The 14,392-nt window shown below is 75.6% G+C and carries 12 protein-coding genes; 2 read left to right on the top strand and 10 right to left on the bottom strand.

Features of this window, described 5'->3' with window-relative positions; genetic code table 11:
- Positions 1-151 precede the first annotated feature (151 nt).
- The 6 genes from O7609_RS10010 to O7609_RS09985 form a co-directional block, all read right to left on the bottom strand.
- A complete protein-coding gene (locus O7609_RS10010; RefSeq protein WP_269743441.1) occupies positions 152-2,707 on the bottom strand; it encodes an NACHT domain-containing protein in 2,556 nt (851 codons plus the stop codon).
- A 57-nt stretch (positions 2,708-2,764) separates the two neighbouring features.
- A complete protein-coding gene (locus O7609_RS10005) occupies positions 2,765-4,012 on the bottom strand; it encodes a sensor histidine kinase (protein ID WP_269734587.1) in 1,248 nt (415 codons plus the stop codon).
- A gap of 9 nt (positions 4,013-4,021) precedes the next feature.
- Entirely contained in the window at positions 4,022-4,741 is a 720-nt protein-coding gene (gene cseB / locus O7609_RS10000) for a two-component system response regulator CseB (RefSeq protein WP_269734586.1), read from the bottom strand.
- An 8-nt stretch (positions 4,742-4,749) separates the two neighbouring features.
- The gene (locus tag O7609_RS09995; protein WP_269734585.1) at positions 4,750-5,505 is read right to left on the bottom strand and encodes a hypothetical protein; all 756 of its coding nucleotides are present in this window, start codon (positions 5,503-5,505) and stop codon (positions 4,750-4,752) included.
- On the bottom strand, positions 5,460-6,038 hold the full coding sequence (locus O7609_RS09990; RefSeq protein WP_269734584.1) for a SigE family RNA polymerase sigma factor: 579 nt from the start codon (positions 6,036-6,038) through the stop codon (positions 5,460-5,462). The genes O7609_RS09995 and O7609_RS09990 overlap by 46 nt, the downstream gene beginning before the upstream one ends.
- Before the next feature lie 184 nt (positions 6,039-6,222).
- A complete protein-coding gene (locus O7609_RS09985; RefSeq protein ID WP_269734583.1) occupies positions 6,223-7,119 on the bottom strand; it encodes an A/G-specific adenine glycosylase in 897 nt (298 codons plus the stop codon).
- Between the two features lie 191 nt (positions 7,120-7,310).
- On the opposite strand from O7609_RS09985, the gene O7609_RS09980 reads away from it, so the two are divergent.
- Entirely contained in the window at positions 7,311-8,123 is an 813-nt protein-coding gene (locus tag O7609_RS09980; protein WP_269743440.1) for a hypothetical protein, read from the top strand.
- Positions 8,124-8,133: 10 nt separating this feature from the next.
- Here the strand turns inward: O7609_RS09980 and O7609_RS09975 are convergent, their stop codons facing one another.
- The 4 genes from O7609_RS09975 to radA all read right to left on the bottom strand — a co-directional run bounded on the left by O7609_RS09975 (position 8,134) and on the right by radA (position 12,330).
- The gene (locus O7609_RS09975) at positions 8,134-9,000 is read right to left on the bottom strand and encodes an AraC family transcriptional regulator (RefSeq protein ID WP_269734581.1); all 867 of its coding nucleotides are present in this window, start codon (positions 8,998-9,000) and stop codon (positions 8,134-8,136) included.
- Between the two features lie 127 nt (positions 9,001-9,127).
- On the bottom strand, positions 9,128-9,742 hold the full coding sequence (locus tag O7609_RS09970; protein ID WP_269734580.1) for an RBBP9/YdeN family alpha/beta hydrolase: 615 nt from the start codon (positions 9,740-9,742) through the stop codon (positions 9,128-9,130).
- 3 nt (positions 9,743-9,745) lie between these two features.
- Positions 9,746-10,804: a DNA integrity scanning diadenylate cyclase DisA gene (gene disA, locus O7609_RS09965; RefSeq protein WP_269737100.1), complete on the bottom strand. Its 1,059-nt coding sequence runs from the start codon at positions 10,802-10,804 to the stop codon at positions 9,746-9,748.
- 137 nt (positions 10,805-10,941) lie between these two features.
- Positions 10,942-12,330: a DNA repair protein RadA gene (gene radA, locus O7609_RS09960; RefSeq protein ID WP_269743439.1), complete on the bottom strand. Its 1,389-nt coding sequence runs from the start codon at positions 12,328-12,330 to the stop codon at positions 10,942-10,944.
- A gap of 167 nt (positions 12,331-12,497) precedes the next feature.
- Here radA and O7609_RS09955 point away from each other — a divergent pair, with 167 nt between their 5' ends.
- A complete protein-coding gene (locus tag O7609_RS09955; protein WP_269734578.1) occupies positions 12,498-14,366 on the top strand; it encodes a BACON domain-containing protein in 1,869 nt (622 codons plus the stop codon).
- Positions 14,367-14,392: the final 26 nt, after the last annotated feature.

Below are 14,392 nucleotides of genomic sequence, written 5' to 3'. Positions count from 1 at the left end.
GTTGAGCCGGGTGTGCAGGCCCCAGCCCCACCCTTTCGCCGTTTCCCGGGGCCTCGCCCCGGACCCCGCGCCTGTACGCGCACCGCAGCTGCGGGTGCGTCGTGGCCGTTCGCGCAGTTCCCCGCGCCCCTGGGGGCGCGGGGAGCGGGCTCTACGGGGAGACCACGTTGCGCGACACCTTCACCTTGAGGGCTGAGGGGAGCGTCCTCTCCACGACCTCCGGCGGCCATTCCGGCACCACCAGCGTGCGCAGCCGGGGGAAGGCGCCCAGCCAGGACATGTCGAGCCCGGCGGACCACCCCGTGGAGAGCCACAGGTGGGTCAGTCGTTCCGCCGGAACGTGGGCCACCAGGTCTTCCGGCTCGTGGACGTACGCGGCATGGACGCGGGAGCGGCCGCCGAGATCCCGTAGGGCCTTGAGGTGCTCGACGGAGGCCACCGTGAAGTACAGCTCGTCCTCGGCGAGGTGCGCGATGACCTCGCGCGCGTACTGCCGGGTGTCGTACCGGTGCCAGGCCCAGGCGAGCTGGCGCCGCACGCCCAGCGACGGGTGGCTCCGGTAGCGGGCGAGCACCGGGAGTGCCGCGTCCTCGGTGAAGCTGGAAGCGGTGATGACGACGTTGAGCGCGGTCTCGTCGTCCAGGCCCTCGGGGCCGGGCAGCAGCCCGAGCACCAGCGGACTGCCGACCCCGTCGGCCAGCCAGTGGGCGAAGGCGAGGTCGCGCGGGGGGACGAGCGAACGCAGGCGGCGTTCGACCTCCTCCCGCACGGCTGGGTCCAGCTCGGTCGCCTCCTGGAGGCAGGTCGCCGCGAGCAGCTCGCGGTAGTGGTGATCTTCCGCGTACTCCGAGTCCGGTGGCCCGCTGAGCAGCCCCCGCAGCAGCCGGGCGCGTTCGGCGGGGCGGGCGTGGGCGACGGCCATGCGCAGGACGTCCTCCCACTGCGTCTTGTCCGCGTTGTCCAGCAGGAGGGGGAAGTCGCCCTCCTCCACGGCGGCCTTGGCCGCCAGGTAGTCCTGGAAGGTGCGGTGGACGAAGTCGACGCGGTCGGCGGCGGGCTCGCGCAGCAGCCCGGAGCGGTCGCGCAGGTGGCGGTAGACCCCCTCCGGCGTGGCGGTGATGTGGGCCATCTGCGGAAGCGTGCGCTCCAGCTGGGCGACGACGTCGGCGCGGTCCATCTCGGCGCGGCCGTTGCGCAGCATCCAGTGGGCCAGCTTCTGGAGCAGGACGACGGAGGAGTCCTTGGACAGCCTGAGCGCGTCGTCCCGGATGGCCCGTTCGACGTCGCGCCGCTCCAGCAGCATGGACAGCGCGGCCTCGTAGAGGTCCTTGCGGCTGTGCGGGAGGAAGCCGTGGCGCTCGCGGTGCAGGGCGCACAGCAGGCCGCACATGAGCGGGTTGGATGCGAGCCGGGCGAGGTCGGACGTCGTGCGGACCAGGCCCAGCAGGGCGTCGGCCAGCTCGGGCGGAGCCTCGGCGGCCTCGTGCCAGCGTTGGACGAAGGCCGCGACGTCGGCGCGGCCCATGGGGGAGAGGGCCAGCTCCGCGAAGCCGTCGCGGGCCAGCCAGTCGTTCTCCACCGCCGAGGGGCGGGAGGTGACGAGCCACAGGTTGCCGGGGAAGTCGGCCAGGAGCTCGCGCAGCCAGCGGCGGGTGGCGCCGCGCTCGGTCTCGGGGATCTCGTCGATGCCGTCGACGAGGAGCAGGCCGCGCCCGGCGCGCAGCACGCCGACCGCCCAGCCGTCGGGCTGCTCACCGGCGAGGCTGCTGCCGGCCGCGTGCAGGAAGTGGTCCGGGGTGGGCGGCTGGCCGTCGCGTAGGACGCGGCGCAGCGGCAGCACGAAGGGCACCCGGCCGACGAGGTGGGGGAGGCGGGCGAGCCGTTCGCCGTCCTGCCGGGCCGTGGTGACGGCGAGCCACTGCAGGAGCGTCGTCTTGCCGGACCCGGCGGCGCCGCGCAGCAGTACCCGCTCGGTGCCGTGCAGGGCGCGCTCGGCCGGGAGCGGGGCGCCGCCCGCCTCGGCCTCCAGGGAGATGTAGGCGGTGTCCAGGGGCCATTCGCGGGTGTGGTGGAGGTCGAGCCCGTAGATCGTCAGCTCGCTGTGCCGACGGGCGACGTGGGCGGCGTACTCCTCCTCGAAGCGCGCGTCGGCGGCGGTACGGTCGGGGACGCGTTCGGCGAGCAGTTCCAGCGTCGAGGCGATCCGGTCGAGCCGGGCGGACTGCTCGACGGCGGTGCGGGCGACGAACGTGGAGTTCTGGGTGAAGAAGTTCAGCACGTGCAGGCACACGGTGTGCAGGAGCGGCCCGAACAGGGCGTCGGCCCCGGCGGAGAGGTGCTCCGGGCGGCCGACGCGGGCGGCCAGCTCTCCGGGGCCGAGCCGGACGGCCTGGACGTCGTCCATGTCCAGCTCGCCGAGGCGGCCCAGGGCGTGGGCGAGGGCGTCGGCGACCTCCCGCCGCACCTCCGGCGCGGGCGCGTCGTGCGGGCCCGCGGCCTTCGCGTACCGGGCGACGACCTCCTCGGCCAGCCGGGCCAGGTCCCCGGGGTCGAGGGTGCGCTTCTCGCCGCGGAAGGAGAGCCAGCCGCCGATGCGGACGGGCTGGTCCACGAGGCCCGCGCCCGGGCCGCGCCGCACCAGCAGTTTCCGCACGAGCGGTGTGACGGCACCGGCGGCGACCCGCATGCCGAGCGTCGTCGGTTCCACTCAACCCCCTTGCCAACTCCCTTGAGCCTTCGGCCGGTCCAGCTCAGCGTAGCCGCATCAGGCGCCGCCCACGGGGGCGCTGGCGGGCAGGTGCAGGGTGGCGGAGGCGCCGGGTTCGGCGTTGCGGAACGTCAGCCGGGCGCCCAGCACCCGGGCCTGGCCGACGGCGATGGTGAGCCCGAGCCCGTGGCCCCGTCCGGCCCGGTCGGTGGAACCGGTGCGGAACCTGCTCGGCCCTTCCACCAGCAGCTCGGCGGGGAAGCCGGGACCGTGGTCACGGACCCGCACCCGGCGCCCGTCGACGGTGACCTCGACGGGCGGGGCCCCGTGGCGCCCGGCGTTGGCCAGCAGGTTGCCCAGGATGCGTTCGAGCCGTCGCGGGTCCGTGGTGACCACCGCGTCCCCGAAGACCTCGACCACGGCCTCGGGGTCGAGCGCCCGCACCCGGCGGCCGACGAACTCCCCGAGCGCGATCTCCTGCAGCTCGGCGCGTTCCGCCGCACCGTCCAGCCGGGCCACCTCCAGGATGTCCTCCACCAGCGTGCGCAGGACCTGGGCCCGGTCGCGCACCAGTTCGGAGGGACGTCCGGGCGGCAGCAGCTCGGCCGCGGTGACCAGGCCGGTCACGGGGGTGCGGAGCTCGTGGGCGATGTCGGCGGTGACGCGGCGTTCGGCGTCGAGCCGGGCCTGGAGGGCGTCGGCCATGGCGTCGATGGCCCGGGCCAGGTCGTCGGCCTCGTCCTGGCCCCGGCCGCCGATGGCGTCCCGCACCCGCACCTCCGCGTCCCCGGCCGCGACCCGTCCCGCCGCGGTGGCCGCCTTCCGCAGCCGCCGCGAGAGCTGGCCGCCGACGAGCACGCCCAGCGCCGTGCTGCCGACGACGACGGTCCCGGCGCCCACGACCAGCGTGCGGTCGAGGTCGGCCAGGACCGAGTAGCGGTCGGTGAAGCGGGAGTGCAGCGAGAGGACGCCGCCGCCGGGCAGCTCGGTGGCCGCCCACACGTCGGGGGCGTCGTCGCCGTTGTCGCTCACGTACGTGGCCCGCTCGCCCTCCTGGACGGCGAGCCGCAGCGGCTCGGGCAGCTCCGGGTCGTTGAGCTGGGCGCCGAGCGCCAGCCGCTCGTTGAGCTCGTAGATGCGCTCCGCCGAGCGCAGCCGCTCGTCCTGCACGTCCCGGCTGTTGCTGATCATCGTGACCCGGGCGGCGTTGTGGACGATGAGGCTGAGCAGCAGGGCCACGAGCGCGCTGACGGCGGCGATGGCGCCGCTCAGCTTCCACCGCAGCCCGGCCCGGAACGCACGCACGGCCGCCCGTCAGCCCCTCAGCTTGTAGCCGAAGCCGCGCACGGTCTCGATGCGGGCCTGGCCGATCTTCGCCCGCAGCCGCTGTACGTGGACGTCGACGACGCGGGTGTCACCGCCCCAGCCGTAGTCCCACACCCGCTCCAGCAGCCGGTCCCGGGACAGCACGGAGCCCGGCGCGGTGGAGAACTCCAGCAGCAGCCGCATCTCGGTGGGGGTCAGCGGCACGGGTGCGCCGTCCCGGCGGACCTCCATGCCGTCGGTGTCGACCTCCAGGTCGCCGAAGCGCAGTATCCCGTCCACCGGTCCGGCCGGGTCCGCGGACTCGGCGGGCGGCTCGGCGGCGCCGACGGCGGCCCGGGAGTGCTGGAAGCGGCGCAGCACCGCGCGGATGCGGGCGACCAGCACGGCGCCGTCGAACGGCTTGGTGACGTAGTCGTCCGCGCCCGCCTCCAGACCGAGGACGACGTCGATGGAGTCGGCCCGGGCGGACAGCATGATCACCGGCACGGTGGACTCGTCGCGGATGCGGCGGCACAGGCTCACCCCGTCCAGCCCCGGCACCATGACGTCGAGCAGGGCGATGTCCGGCCGCCTGGTGCGGAACGCCTCCAGCCCGGCCAGCCCGTCGGGCACCGCCGTCACCGCGAAGCCGTCCCGCTCCAGCGTCAGCTGCAGGGCCTCGCGGATGACGTCGTCGTCCTCGACGAACAGCACGTGTGTCTCGGCCACCGTCTCGCTCAGCCCTCTCCGCCCGTGTCGCCGCCGCTCTCGGTGGCTCTCGGGTACTCCTTGTAGGTGCGGTCCCGCTCGGCGAAGCCGTCCTTGCGCCACTCGTAGGTGGCGATGTCCTCCCCGGAAGGGCAGCACATCGGATCGACGTCCAGATAGACCTGGGTGTGGACGAGCAGCGCCTCCCTCGTCGGCTCCGCGAAGACGGTCGGCTCCTCGTCGGCGAACACGTTGACCCACTCGCCGGCCCGCCCCTGCCGGTAGACGTACGCCCCCACGCCCTTGCCGTCGGCGCAGGCCGAGACGTTCACGACGAGGTCCTCCGCCTCCCCGTCGGTCAGGTCCGCGGACGTGACCTGGATGGGCCACGCGTCCTCCACGCAGGGCGCCAGCCCCGCCTTGACGTCGTGGCTCACCTCCGGGTCCGCCCGCAGCAGCGAGACGATCTCCACCTCGCCCCGCGCCCCCGGCGGGGAGACGGGCGCCCCGGCGGTCGGCGTCTCCCCGTCCCGCGTGGCGTCCGGTGCGGACGGTGAGGCCTCGTCGGGCTCGGCCTCGTTCGGCCGGGGCGTCACCGCGGGCAGCGGGCTGGCCTTCGCCTCCGTGCCCTCCCGGGCCGTGGCCGACTCCTCGATCCGCACCCCGTCACCGGCCGCGCAGCCGCTCAGGACGAAGACGAGCGGAAACAGGGTGACGACCGCCCACGCGGCCGGCGCCCTCAGGCCGCGCAGACCGCGGGGCGCGGCTCCCGAACCCGCTGCCACTCCTGCTCCCTGCTCTCCAGCTCCGCGCGCAGCCGGGCCAGTGCCCGGTGCAGCGTGCTCTTCACCGTCCCCGTGGACATCCCGAGCGCCTCGGCCGTCTCCTCCGTGCTCATCTGCTCCCAGTGCCGCAGGACCACGACGCTGCGCTGCTTGGGCGCCAGCACCGACAGGATGTCCATCAGCAGCGCGCGGTCGGCGTGCTGCCCGAACCGGTCCTCGTCACTGGCCACCTCGGGCAGCGCGTCCGTCGGCACCTCCTGCAGGCGCCTGGCCCGCCACCACTCGGTCCGGGTGTTGATCATCACACGGCGAAGATAGGCGTCGGCCAGCGACTTGTCCTCGATCCCGTCCCATTTTCCCAGAGTCCGCACCAGGGCCGTCTGCAGGAGGTCCTGGGCGTCCACCGGATCGGGCACCAGCCGGCGGGCACTGCGCAGCAGCGCCTCCTGCCGGGACCGCACGTAGGCCTCGAAGGACTCGGGGACCTCGGAGATCTCGGGGGACTCGCAGGTCTCCTCGGGGGGCAGCGTCACTGGGTCGCCTCCTCGTGGCCGGCTCGCCGATCGGTTTCCCCGATCTGCCACGAAGGTAGGGAGACGGTGTTGCGGCACCCCGCTGACGACCGCACGGCCGCCGCACGGGCACCCATCGGTTCTGTAACAGCGCCGGAGCGGGCCCCGGCGCCGCCCGTCGGTCACCCGTCGGCGGCCCCGTCGGTCACCCGCGCGGCAGCCGGTAGGCCGGGCCGGGCAGGGGCTCGACCAGCCCGTCGGCCACCAGCCCGTCCAGGGCCCGGGCCCGCTGCACGGCGTCGTCCCACACGGCGTCCAGCGCCGCCTGCGGCACCGCGCCCGGCGCCTCCCGCAGGACGGCGAGCAGCTTGCCGCGGACCTGGCGATCCGTCCCCGCGTAGGTCTGCCCGCGGCGCGGCGGCCCCTCGTGGGGCGGGGAACCGGCCAGCCGCCACGTGCAGTTCCCGGCGATCGGGCACCGCTCGCAGCGCGGGGAGCGCGCGGTGCACACGAGCGCGCCCAGCTCCATCGTCGCCGCCGCCCAGCGCGCGGCGACGTCCTCGCTCTCCGGCAGAACCGCCCGGGCCAGCTTCCGCTCGGCGGCCGTCGTCGCGCCCGGCGGGTACTGGGAGCCGTTGATGGCGCGGGCGAAGACGCGGCGCACGTTGGTGTCCAGCACCGCGTGCCGCCGTCCGTACGCGAAGGAGGCCACGGCGGCGGCCGTGTACTCGCCCACCCCGGGCAGCGCGAGGAGCTGCGCGTGCTCGGACGGGACGTCGCCGCCGTGCCGTTCCGCTATGGCCGACGCGGCCCCGTGCAGCCGCAGCGCCCGGCGCGGGTAGCCCAGGCGCCCCCAGGCCCGCACCGCCTCGCCCGGCGACTCCCTCGCCAGGTCGGCCGGGCGGGGCCAGCGCTCCATCCACTGCTCGTACACGGGCAGCACCCGGTTGACGGGGGTCTGCTGGAGCATGAACTCGCTGACCATCACCCCCCATGCCCCCGCCTCCGGACGCCGCCAGGGCAGATCCCGGGCGTGGGCGTCGAACCAGTCGATGACGGGACCGTGCAGCACGGTCGCGGAGTGCTCGGTGGTAGCAGTCATGGCACCCACGATCCTGGCATGCCGGGCCCGGTGCCGGAAACGCCGCGCGGCGTTGACGCCACCCGCGCAACGCTTTGCGGCATGCGGGGGAGCGCGCACACGGGCGCCCGGCCACCTTTGATACGAAAAGTTGACGTGCTGGGCGGCGGGTGCGTCCCGGCGGACGGCTGATGTCTCGTAAGGTTTCCGGCGTGGGATCACTGCGCAATCCGGTCGGGCCGCTCCCCTCCTCCATCTACTGGCGACGGAGGGTCGTCGCGGCGTCCGTGGTCGCGCTCCTCCTCCTGCTGCTCGTGTGGATGTTCAACCTGGGCGGTGGCGACGGCGAGACCCGCGGCCAGGCGAACACCGGCCGGGACGACCAGCGCGCCGCCAGCTCCATCACGCCGGGCCCGAGCAGCACGGAGTCCCGGGACGACACCCGCCCCGGCGGCCGGGACGAGGCCGACGACGGCTCCGACGGGGAGAGTTCGGGCTCCGACGGCGGCTCGGGCGCGGGCCCCGACGAGGGGGGCGCCGGCGGGGACGGCGCCAAGAACGGCGACGACGAGCCGGGCGGCGGCCCCTCGGGCGGCGGGAACGGCGGCACTGCCGGGCTCCCGGCCTGCACCTCGGGCCAGGTGCGGCTCAGCCTCGTCGCCGTCGAGAACACCTACGCCCCCGGGGAGCGCCCCCGGCTGCGCCTCACCGTGGACAACTCCGGCGGCTCCGACTGCCGCGTCGCCGTCGGCCCCGGGCAGGCCGTGGTCACGATCACGCTCGCGGGCGACGAGGACGAGACGGTCTGGTCCTCCGACCACTGCGCCGAGGGCGGCGACACCGCCCAACTACGCGTCCCTGCCCGTGACAAGGCCGACCACACCATCGAGTGGGACCGCCGCGGAAGCGCCCCCGACTGCCCGAAGAGCTCCCGCGACGCCGCCACCCCCGGCACCTACCTCGCCGAGGTGAAGGCACCCGGCCTGGGCACCGCCCAGACCTCCTTCGTCCTCGCCAAGGACTGAGCCCGCGGCCTCACTCCGCCGCCCGTTCGACGGGAACCCACAGCTCGGCGTCGGCCCGTGCCGCGTCCGGGGACAGCTCCGTGCGCAGGATCTCCGGCCCCGGACGGCTCTGGTACGGGTTGGACGGGAACCACTGGGTGAACACGTCCCGCCACAGGTGTTGCAGCGCCTGCGGGAACGGTCCGGAGCTCTCGAAGACGGCCCACGCCCCGGCCGGTACGGTGAGCGCCTCGCAGCCCCCGGGAGTCGGAGCCCCCGTCACCACACCGTGGTAGTAGTCGAGTTCGGTTCCCTCCGCCCGCGTCGGGTCCAGGCCGTCGCTGACGCCCACGATCCCGGCCGGCTCCTGGTCGGACAGCGCGGCGAGCTCCCGCAGCGTCTCCTGGCCGATGCTCCGGATGAAGGCGCCGATGGCCGGATTCGGCCCCTCGTGCACGAGGGGGACCCGCGCCCTCCTGCCCACGACCCGGAACCCGTCCTTCTCCACGATCCGATAGCGCATGCTGCCACTCCCTTCGACGACGAGGCGGAAGGACATCCGTGGCTGGGCGGCCAGCGCCGCACCGGTCCGCCGGGCCTCACCGGGGCCCACGCCGTGCACGGCCCGGAACGCCCGCGCGAACGCCTCGCCCGAGCCGTAGCCGTAGCGCACCGCGATCTCCAGCAGCGTCCGCTCCCCGGCGAGCACCTCGGCGCCCGCGACGGTGAGCCGCCTGCGGCGCACGTACTCCGACAGCGGCATGCCCGCGAGCGCCGAGAACAGCCGCCGGAAGTGGTACTCCGACGTCAGCGCGATCCGCGCGGCCTCCGCCGTGTCGATCCGCCCACCGAGCCGCGACTCGATGTACGCCAGCGCCTCGTTCAGCCGCTCCAGCACGTCGATCTCCTTCCCTTGCGCCGACCACGCTAGGAAGGGCGCGGGGCGCCGCACCCGACATCCTGTGCCCGGCCCGGTCGGGTGCGGGGCGGCGCTGGTGCCGGGCGGTCGGTCCGGTCGTGGGCGGTCAGGGGGTCGGGCGGGGGCCGAGGCGGACCGTGGGGTCCAGGCACCAGCGCAGGGCGTCGGGCCAGGGGCCGTAGCCGGCGTCGAGGTCCAGGTGGGCCTGGCCGGGCAGCGTGTCGGTGTCGATGCCGAGCGGCTCGCCGAAGACGGCGGCGGCGCCGCCGGGGCAGTACGGGTCGTCGTCGGAGCCCACGAGGCGGGTGCCCTGCGGGGCCGCGGCGGCCACGGCGTCCGCCGTCACCGCCGGGTGGGCGAAGGCCGCGATCTCCGGGTGGCCGAGGGCCACCTCGGAGGCGGGCGGGGCGACGAGGAGGACCCGGTGGGCCAGGGCCGTGCCGTGGCCGCGGGCGGCGGCCCGCAGCCACAGCAGGCAGCCGAGGCTGTGGCAGACGACGACCCGCTCCCGGCCCGCCGCCGCGGCGAGGTGCCGGTCGAGCTCGGCGAGCCACGTGCCCGGGTCGGGCGCGTCCGGGTCGGGGAGCTGGGGGAAGGCCACGTCGTGGCCCAGGGCCGCCAGCTCGTCCGCCAGCCGGCGCAGCCAGTGGCCCTCGGGCCGGTGGTGCTGCCAGCCGTGCAGGAGCAGGAAGGCGGGGCCGGCGGGGTTCGGCTCGGCCACGGCTCAGACGTACCGCTCGAGGATGGAGGACTCGGCCAGACGCGAGAGGCCCTCGCGGACGGAGCGGGCCCGGGCCTCGCCGACGCCCTCGACCGTCTGGAGGTCGTCCACGCTCGCGGCCAGCAGCTTCTGCAGCCCGCCGAAGTGCTCGACGAGCCGCTCGATGACGGCGCCCGGCAGCCGCGGCACCTTGGCCAGGAGGCGGAAGCCGCGCGGGGAGACGGCGGAGTCGAGCGTCTCCGGGGCGCCGCTGTAGCCCAGTGCGCGGGCCACGGTGGGCAGCTCCAGCAGCTCGGAGTGGGTGAGCCTGTCCAGCTCGGTCAGCGCCCCCTCCACGGTGCGGACGCGCTTGCCGGAGGGCTCGGGCACGTAGTCCCGCGCGACGAGCTCGCGCTCCGGCTCGACGCCCGCGATCAGCTCGTCGAGCTGGAGGGACAGCAGCCGCCCGTCCGTGCCGAGCTCCACGACGTACTCGGCGATCTCCGTGGCGATCCGGCGCACCATCTCCAGCCGCTGGGCGACGGCGGAGACGTCCCGGACCGTCACCAGGTCCTCGATCTCCAGCGCGGAGAGCGTGCCCGCCACCTCGTCGAGCCGCAGCTTGTACCGCTCCAGGGTGGCCAGCGCCTGGTTCGCCCGGGACAGGATGGCCGCGGAGTCCTCCAGGACGCGGCGCTGCCCGCCCACGTAGAGGGCGATGAGCCGCATGGACTGGCTGACGGAGACCACGGGGAAGCCCGTCTGGATGGACACGCGCTGGGCGGTGCGGTGCCGGGTGCCCGTCTCCTCCGTCGGGATCGAGGCGTCCGGCACGAGCTGCACCCCGGCCCGCACGATCTTGGTGATGTCCTTGTCCAGCACGAGCGCGCCGTCGAGCTTGCACAGCTCACGCAGCCGGGTCGCGCTGAACTCGACGTCGAGCACGAAGCCGCCGCTGCACAGGGGTTCGACCTTCTTGTCCATGCCGAGGACGATGAGCCCGCCGGTGTTCCCGCGCAGGACGCGCTCCAGGCCGTCGCGCAGGGCGGTGCCGGGCGCCACCGCGCTCAGCGAGGCGCGCAGCAGCTTGTCGGCCGCTCCGGCCCGGTCGATGGGTGCCACGGCGCTCCTTCGGTCGTGCCTGGTTCCGGCGGTTCCTTCGTCGGGTCGTGCGTACGTGCGGTCGAGACCAGGGCAAAGTCTACCGGCGGCCCCGTTCGTCAGGCTTCGGAGCGTCGTGGGGGGAGCGCCCGCAGTGCCTCGCCTATGTCCGCGACCTCCAGAACCCGCATGCCGGAGGGCACCTTGCCCGGGTCCGAGGGAACGAGGGCGTGCGTGAAGCCGAGCCGCGCGGCCTCGGACAGCCGCCGCTGCACTCCCGTGACGCGCCGCACCTCCCCGGCGAGCCCGACCTCCCCGACGGCCACCAGGTTCTTCGGCAGCGGCGTGTCGATCGCGGCGCTGGCCAGCGCGAGGGCCACCGCCAGGTCGGCCGCGGGCTCGGACAGCCGCACTCCGCCGACGGTGGCGCTGTAGATGTCGCGCTTGCCCAGCGCGTTGATCCGGCCGCGCTGCTCCAACACGGCCAGCATCATCGACACCCGGGAGTTCTCCAGGCCCGATGTCGTGCGGCGCGGGGAGGGGATCTGCGAGTCGACGGTGAGGGCCTGCACCTCCGCGACGAGCGGACGGCGGCCCTCCAGCGTCACGGTGAGGCAGGTGCCGGGAACGGGCTCGTCGCGCCGGGTGAGGAAGAGGCCCGACGGGTCCGCCAGCCCGGTGATCCCCTCGTCGTGCAGCTCGAAGCAGCCCACCTCGTCCGTCGCCCCGTACCGGTTCTTCACCCCGCGCACGAGCCGCAGCCGGGCGTGCCGGTCCCCCTCGAAGTGCAGGACGACGTCGACCAGGTGCTCCAGCAGCCGGGGCCCGGCGATCGCGCCGTCCTTCGTCACGTGGCCGACGAGCAGCGTGGCCATGCCGCGCTCCTTCGACGCCCGGATCAGCGCCCCGGCCACCTCCCGCACCTGGGCGACGCCGCCGGGCGCGCCGTCGATCTCCGGCGAGGCCACCGTCTGCACCGAGTCCATGATCAGCAGGCCGGGCTTGACGTCGTCGAGGTGGCCGAGCACGGCGGAGAGGTCCGTCTCGGCGGCGAGGTAGAGGTGGTCGTCGAGCGCGCCGATGCGGTCCGCCCGCATGCGCACCTGGCCCGCGGACTCCTCACCGGTGACGTAGAGCGTGGGCCGGCCCTCCGAGGCCGTCTTCGCCGCCACGTCCAGCAGCAGCGTGGACTTGCCGACGCCGGGCTCGCCCGCGAGCAGCACCACCGCACCCGGCACCAGACCGCCGCCCAGGACCCGGTCCAGCTCGGGCACGCCGGTGGAGCGGGCCGCCGCCTGGCGGGCGTCCACCCGGCCGATGGGCAGCGCCGGCGACGTCACCCGGCCCGGAGCCGTCGTCCGGACGCCGCCGCTGCCCGCGCCCGTCTCCTCGATCGTGTTCCACGCGTGGCACTCGTGGCAGCGGCCGAGCCACTTGGGCGTCGTCCAGCCGCAGTCGGAGCAGCGGTAGGTGGGGCGGTCCTTCGCGGAGGACTTGCGGGCAGCCATGCGCTCACCGTAGCGGCGCGTTCCGACAGACCGACCGGCCAGGCGTCCCGCACGCGGGGGACCCGGGCGGGTGAGGCCGTTCTCGTTCGAGTGAGATCGTCACTCGTCCGGGCGAATCCCGGGTGCGCGGGCGGAATGCGCCCCCGCGCGCCGCCTACCGTCGCCGGATGATGACGAGCAGGCGCGAGCAGCACCCCGACACCGGCAGCGCGCCGCGCGCCCGGCGTGCCGCGTCGTCCGGCCGGCACGCCGGACGGCCCGGCACGGGCGCCCACCGCGTCGTCCCCCAGCGGGAGCAGCGGGCCGCGCGGAAACGCGCCGGGGAGGGCACGGGAGAGCCCATGCCGATGCGTACGGCCGAACGTTTTGCCGACCCTGCCTCCGGGGGGTCCGAAAGGCCCGGCGGGCGCGGGAAGTCCCGGGAACGCGGCAAGCCCGGGGAATCCGGGAACCCCGGGGAATCCGGGGAGCGGAGGGGGCTCAGGCCGCCCGCGCACTTCGACGCCTACCTGGACGGGCTGTTCACCTACTGCCTGTCCGTGATGTGCGAGCACGACACCGCCACCGCCGCCCTCGGCGAGGCCCTCGCCGTCGCCGAACGCCAGCGGCTGCGCGACCGCGCGCCCACCGACCCCGCGCAGCACCGGCCCTGGCTCTACGCCCTCGCCCGCTGGTCCTGCCTGCGCCGGCTCAACGCCAACGCCCACGCCGTGCCGGCCGAGCCGCTCTCCCCCCGGGCCGCCGAGCGCCGGCGCCGCGAACTGGGGGCGCTCGCCTGGCCGGAGGCCGCCGGCACGGCACCCGAGCAGCGCGAGGCGCTGGAGCTGGCCGTCCGGCACCGGCTGCCGGTCCACGAGGTGGCCGCCGTGCTCGCCCGCCCCACCGCCGTCACCCGGGAGCTGCTGTCCAGCGGGGCCTGCGAGGTCGAGCGCACCCGGGCCGCGCTCGCCGTCGTCGCCACCGGCGGCTGCCCGACCGTCGCCGCGATCGCGGCCGGCAGCCGGCAGGGCGAGCTGCGCCTGAGCACCGCCCTGTGCCGGGAGCTCGTCCGGCACGTCGACGAGTGCCCCGGCTGCCGCCGCAGCGCCGAACGGCTCGCCGCCAATGGGCCCTGGCCCGGCACCGCGCCCACCGGTACCGGCAGCCTGCCGCTGCTGGTGGCCCCGCGTCCCGCCGTCCACGCCGCCCTGCTGCTCGCCCAGCGGGCCCGCCTGCTGCACGCGCCCCGCTTCGACCGCCGCGGTTTCCCGCTCGCCGACCGCGACCGCACCGCACGCCGCGAGAAGCTGCGCAGCCGGGCCGTCACGACCACCGTCGTCGCGACCGTCATCGCCGCGCCCGTGCTCGCCGTGTGGGCTGCCTACCGCGGCGCCCCGCTGACCGGCGAGGCCCGCGAGGAGGCCACCGTGACGGCGGTGGAGGCCGAGGACGAGGACGGCGCCCGCGGCTACCCGCCGGACGGGGAGCACTCCCACGGCGACCTCGGTCCGGGCGGCCGCTCCGGCGACGGGCGTCCCGCGGTCACCGTGACGTCCGACGAGCGGGGCGAGCACCCCGGAGAGGACGCCGCCGACCACCCCGTTGACCCGGGCGGCACGCCCGCCGAGCCGTCCCCCTCCCCGGGGCCGGACGGCGGTGCGACGACGGCCCCGGCGCCCTCCCGCCTCACCGTGGAGGCCGGCACCGCGGACGGGGCCACGGTGATCACGCTGCGGAACCCGGGCGGCTCCCCGGTCTCCTGGTCCGCCTCCACCGACGCCGCCTGGCTGCGGCTCAGCCACACCTCCGGAACCCTGCGACCGGGTGAGTCGGCCACCGTCAGGGTGACCGTCGACCGGGACGCCGAGCCCGCCGGCACCTGGTCGGCCCGCATCCACATCGCCCCGGCCGACGCCGTCGTCACCGTCGAGGGGGAGGGCGCGGCACCTGACCCCGGGCCCTCCGAGCCCCCGCAGGACCCCGGGCCGAGCGACCCCCCGCCCTCCGGCGACCCGAGCGGCGAGCCCTCGACGGAACCCTCCTCGACCCCGGGCTGAGCCGGGGCCGAGCCCGGCCGGGGCGC

This window comes from Streptomyces sp. WMMC1477 (assembly GCF_027460245.1).
Classification (GTDB): Bacteria; Actinomycetota; Actinomycetes; order Streptomycetales; family Streptomycetaceae; genus Streptomyces.
Note: the sequence above shows the minus strand (reverse complement) of the source record. Positions and strands in the feature narration are given on the sequence as shown.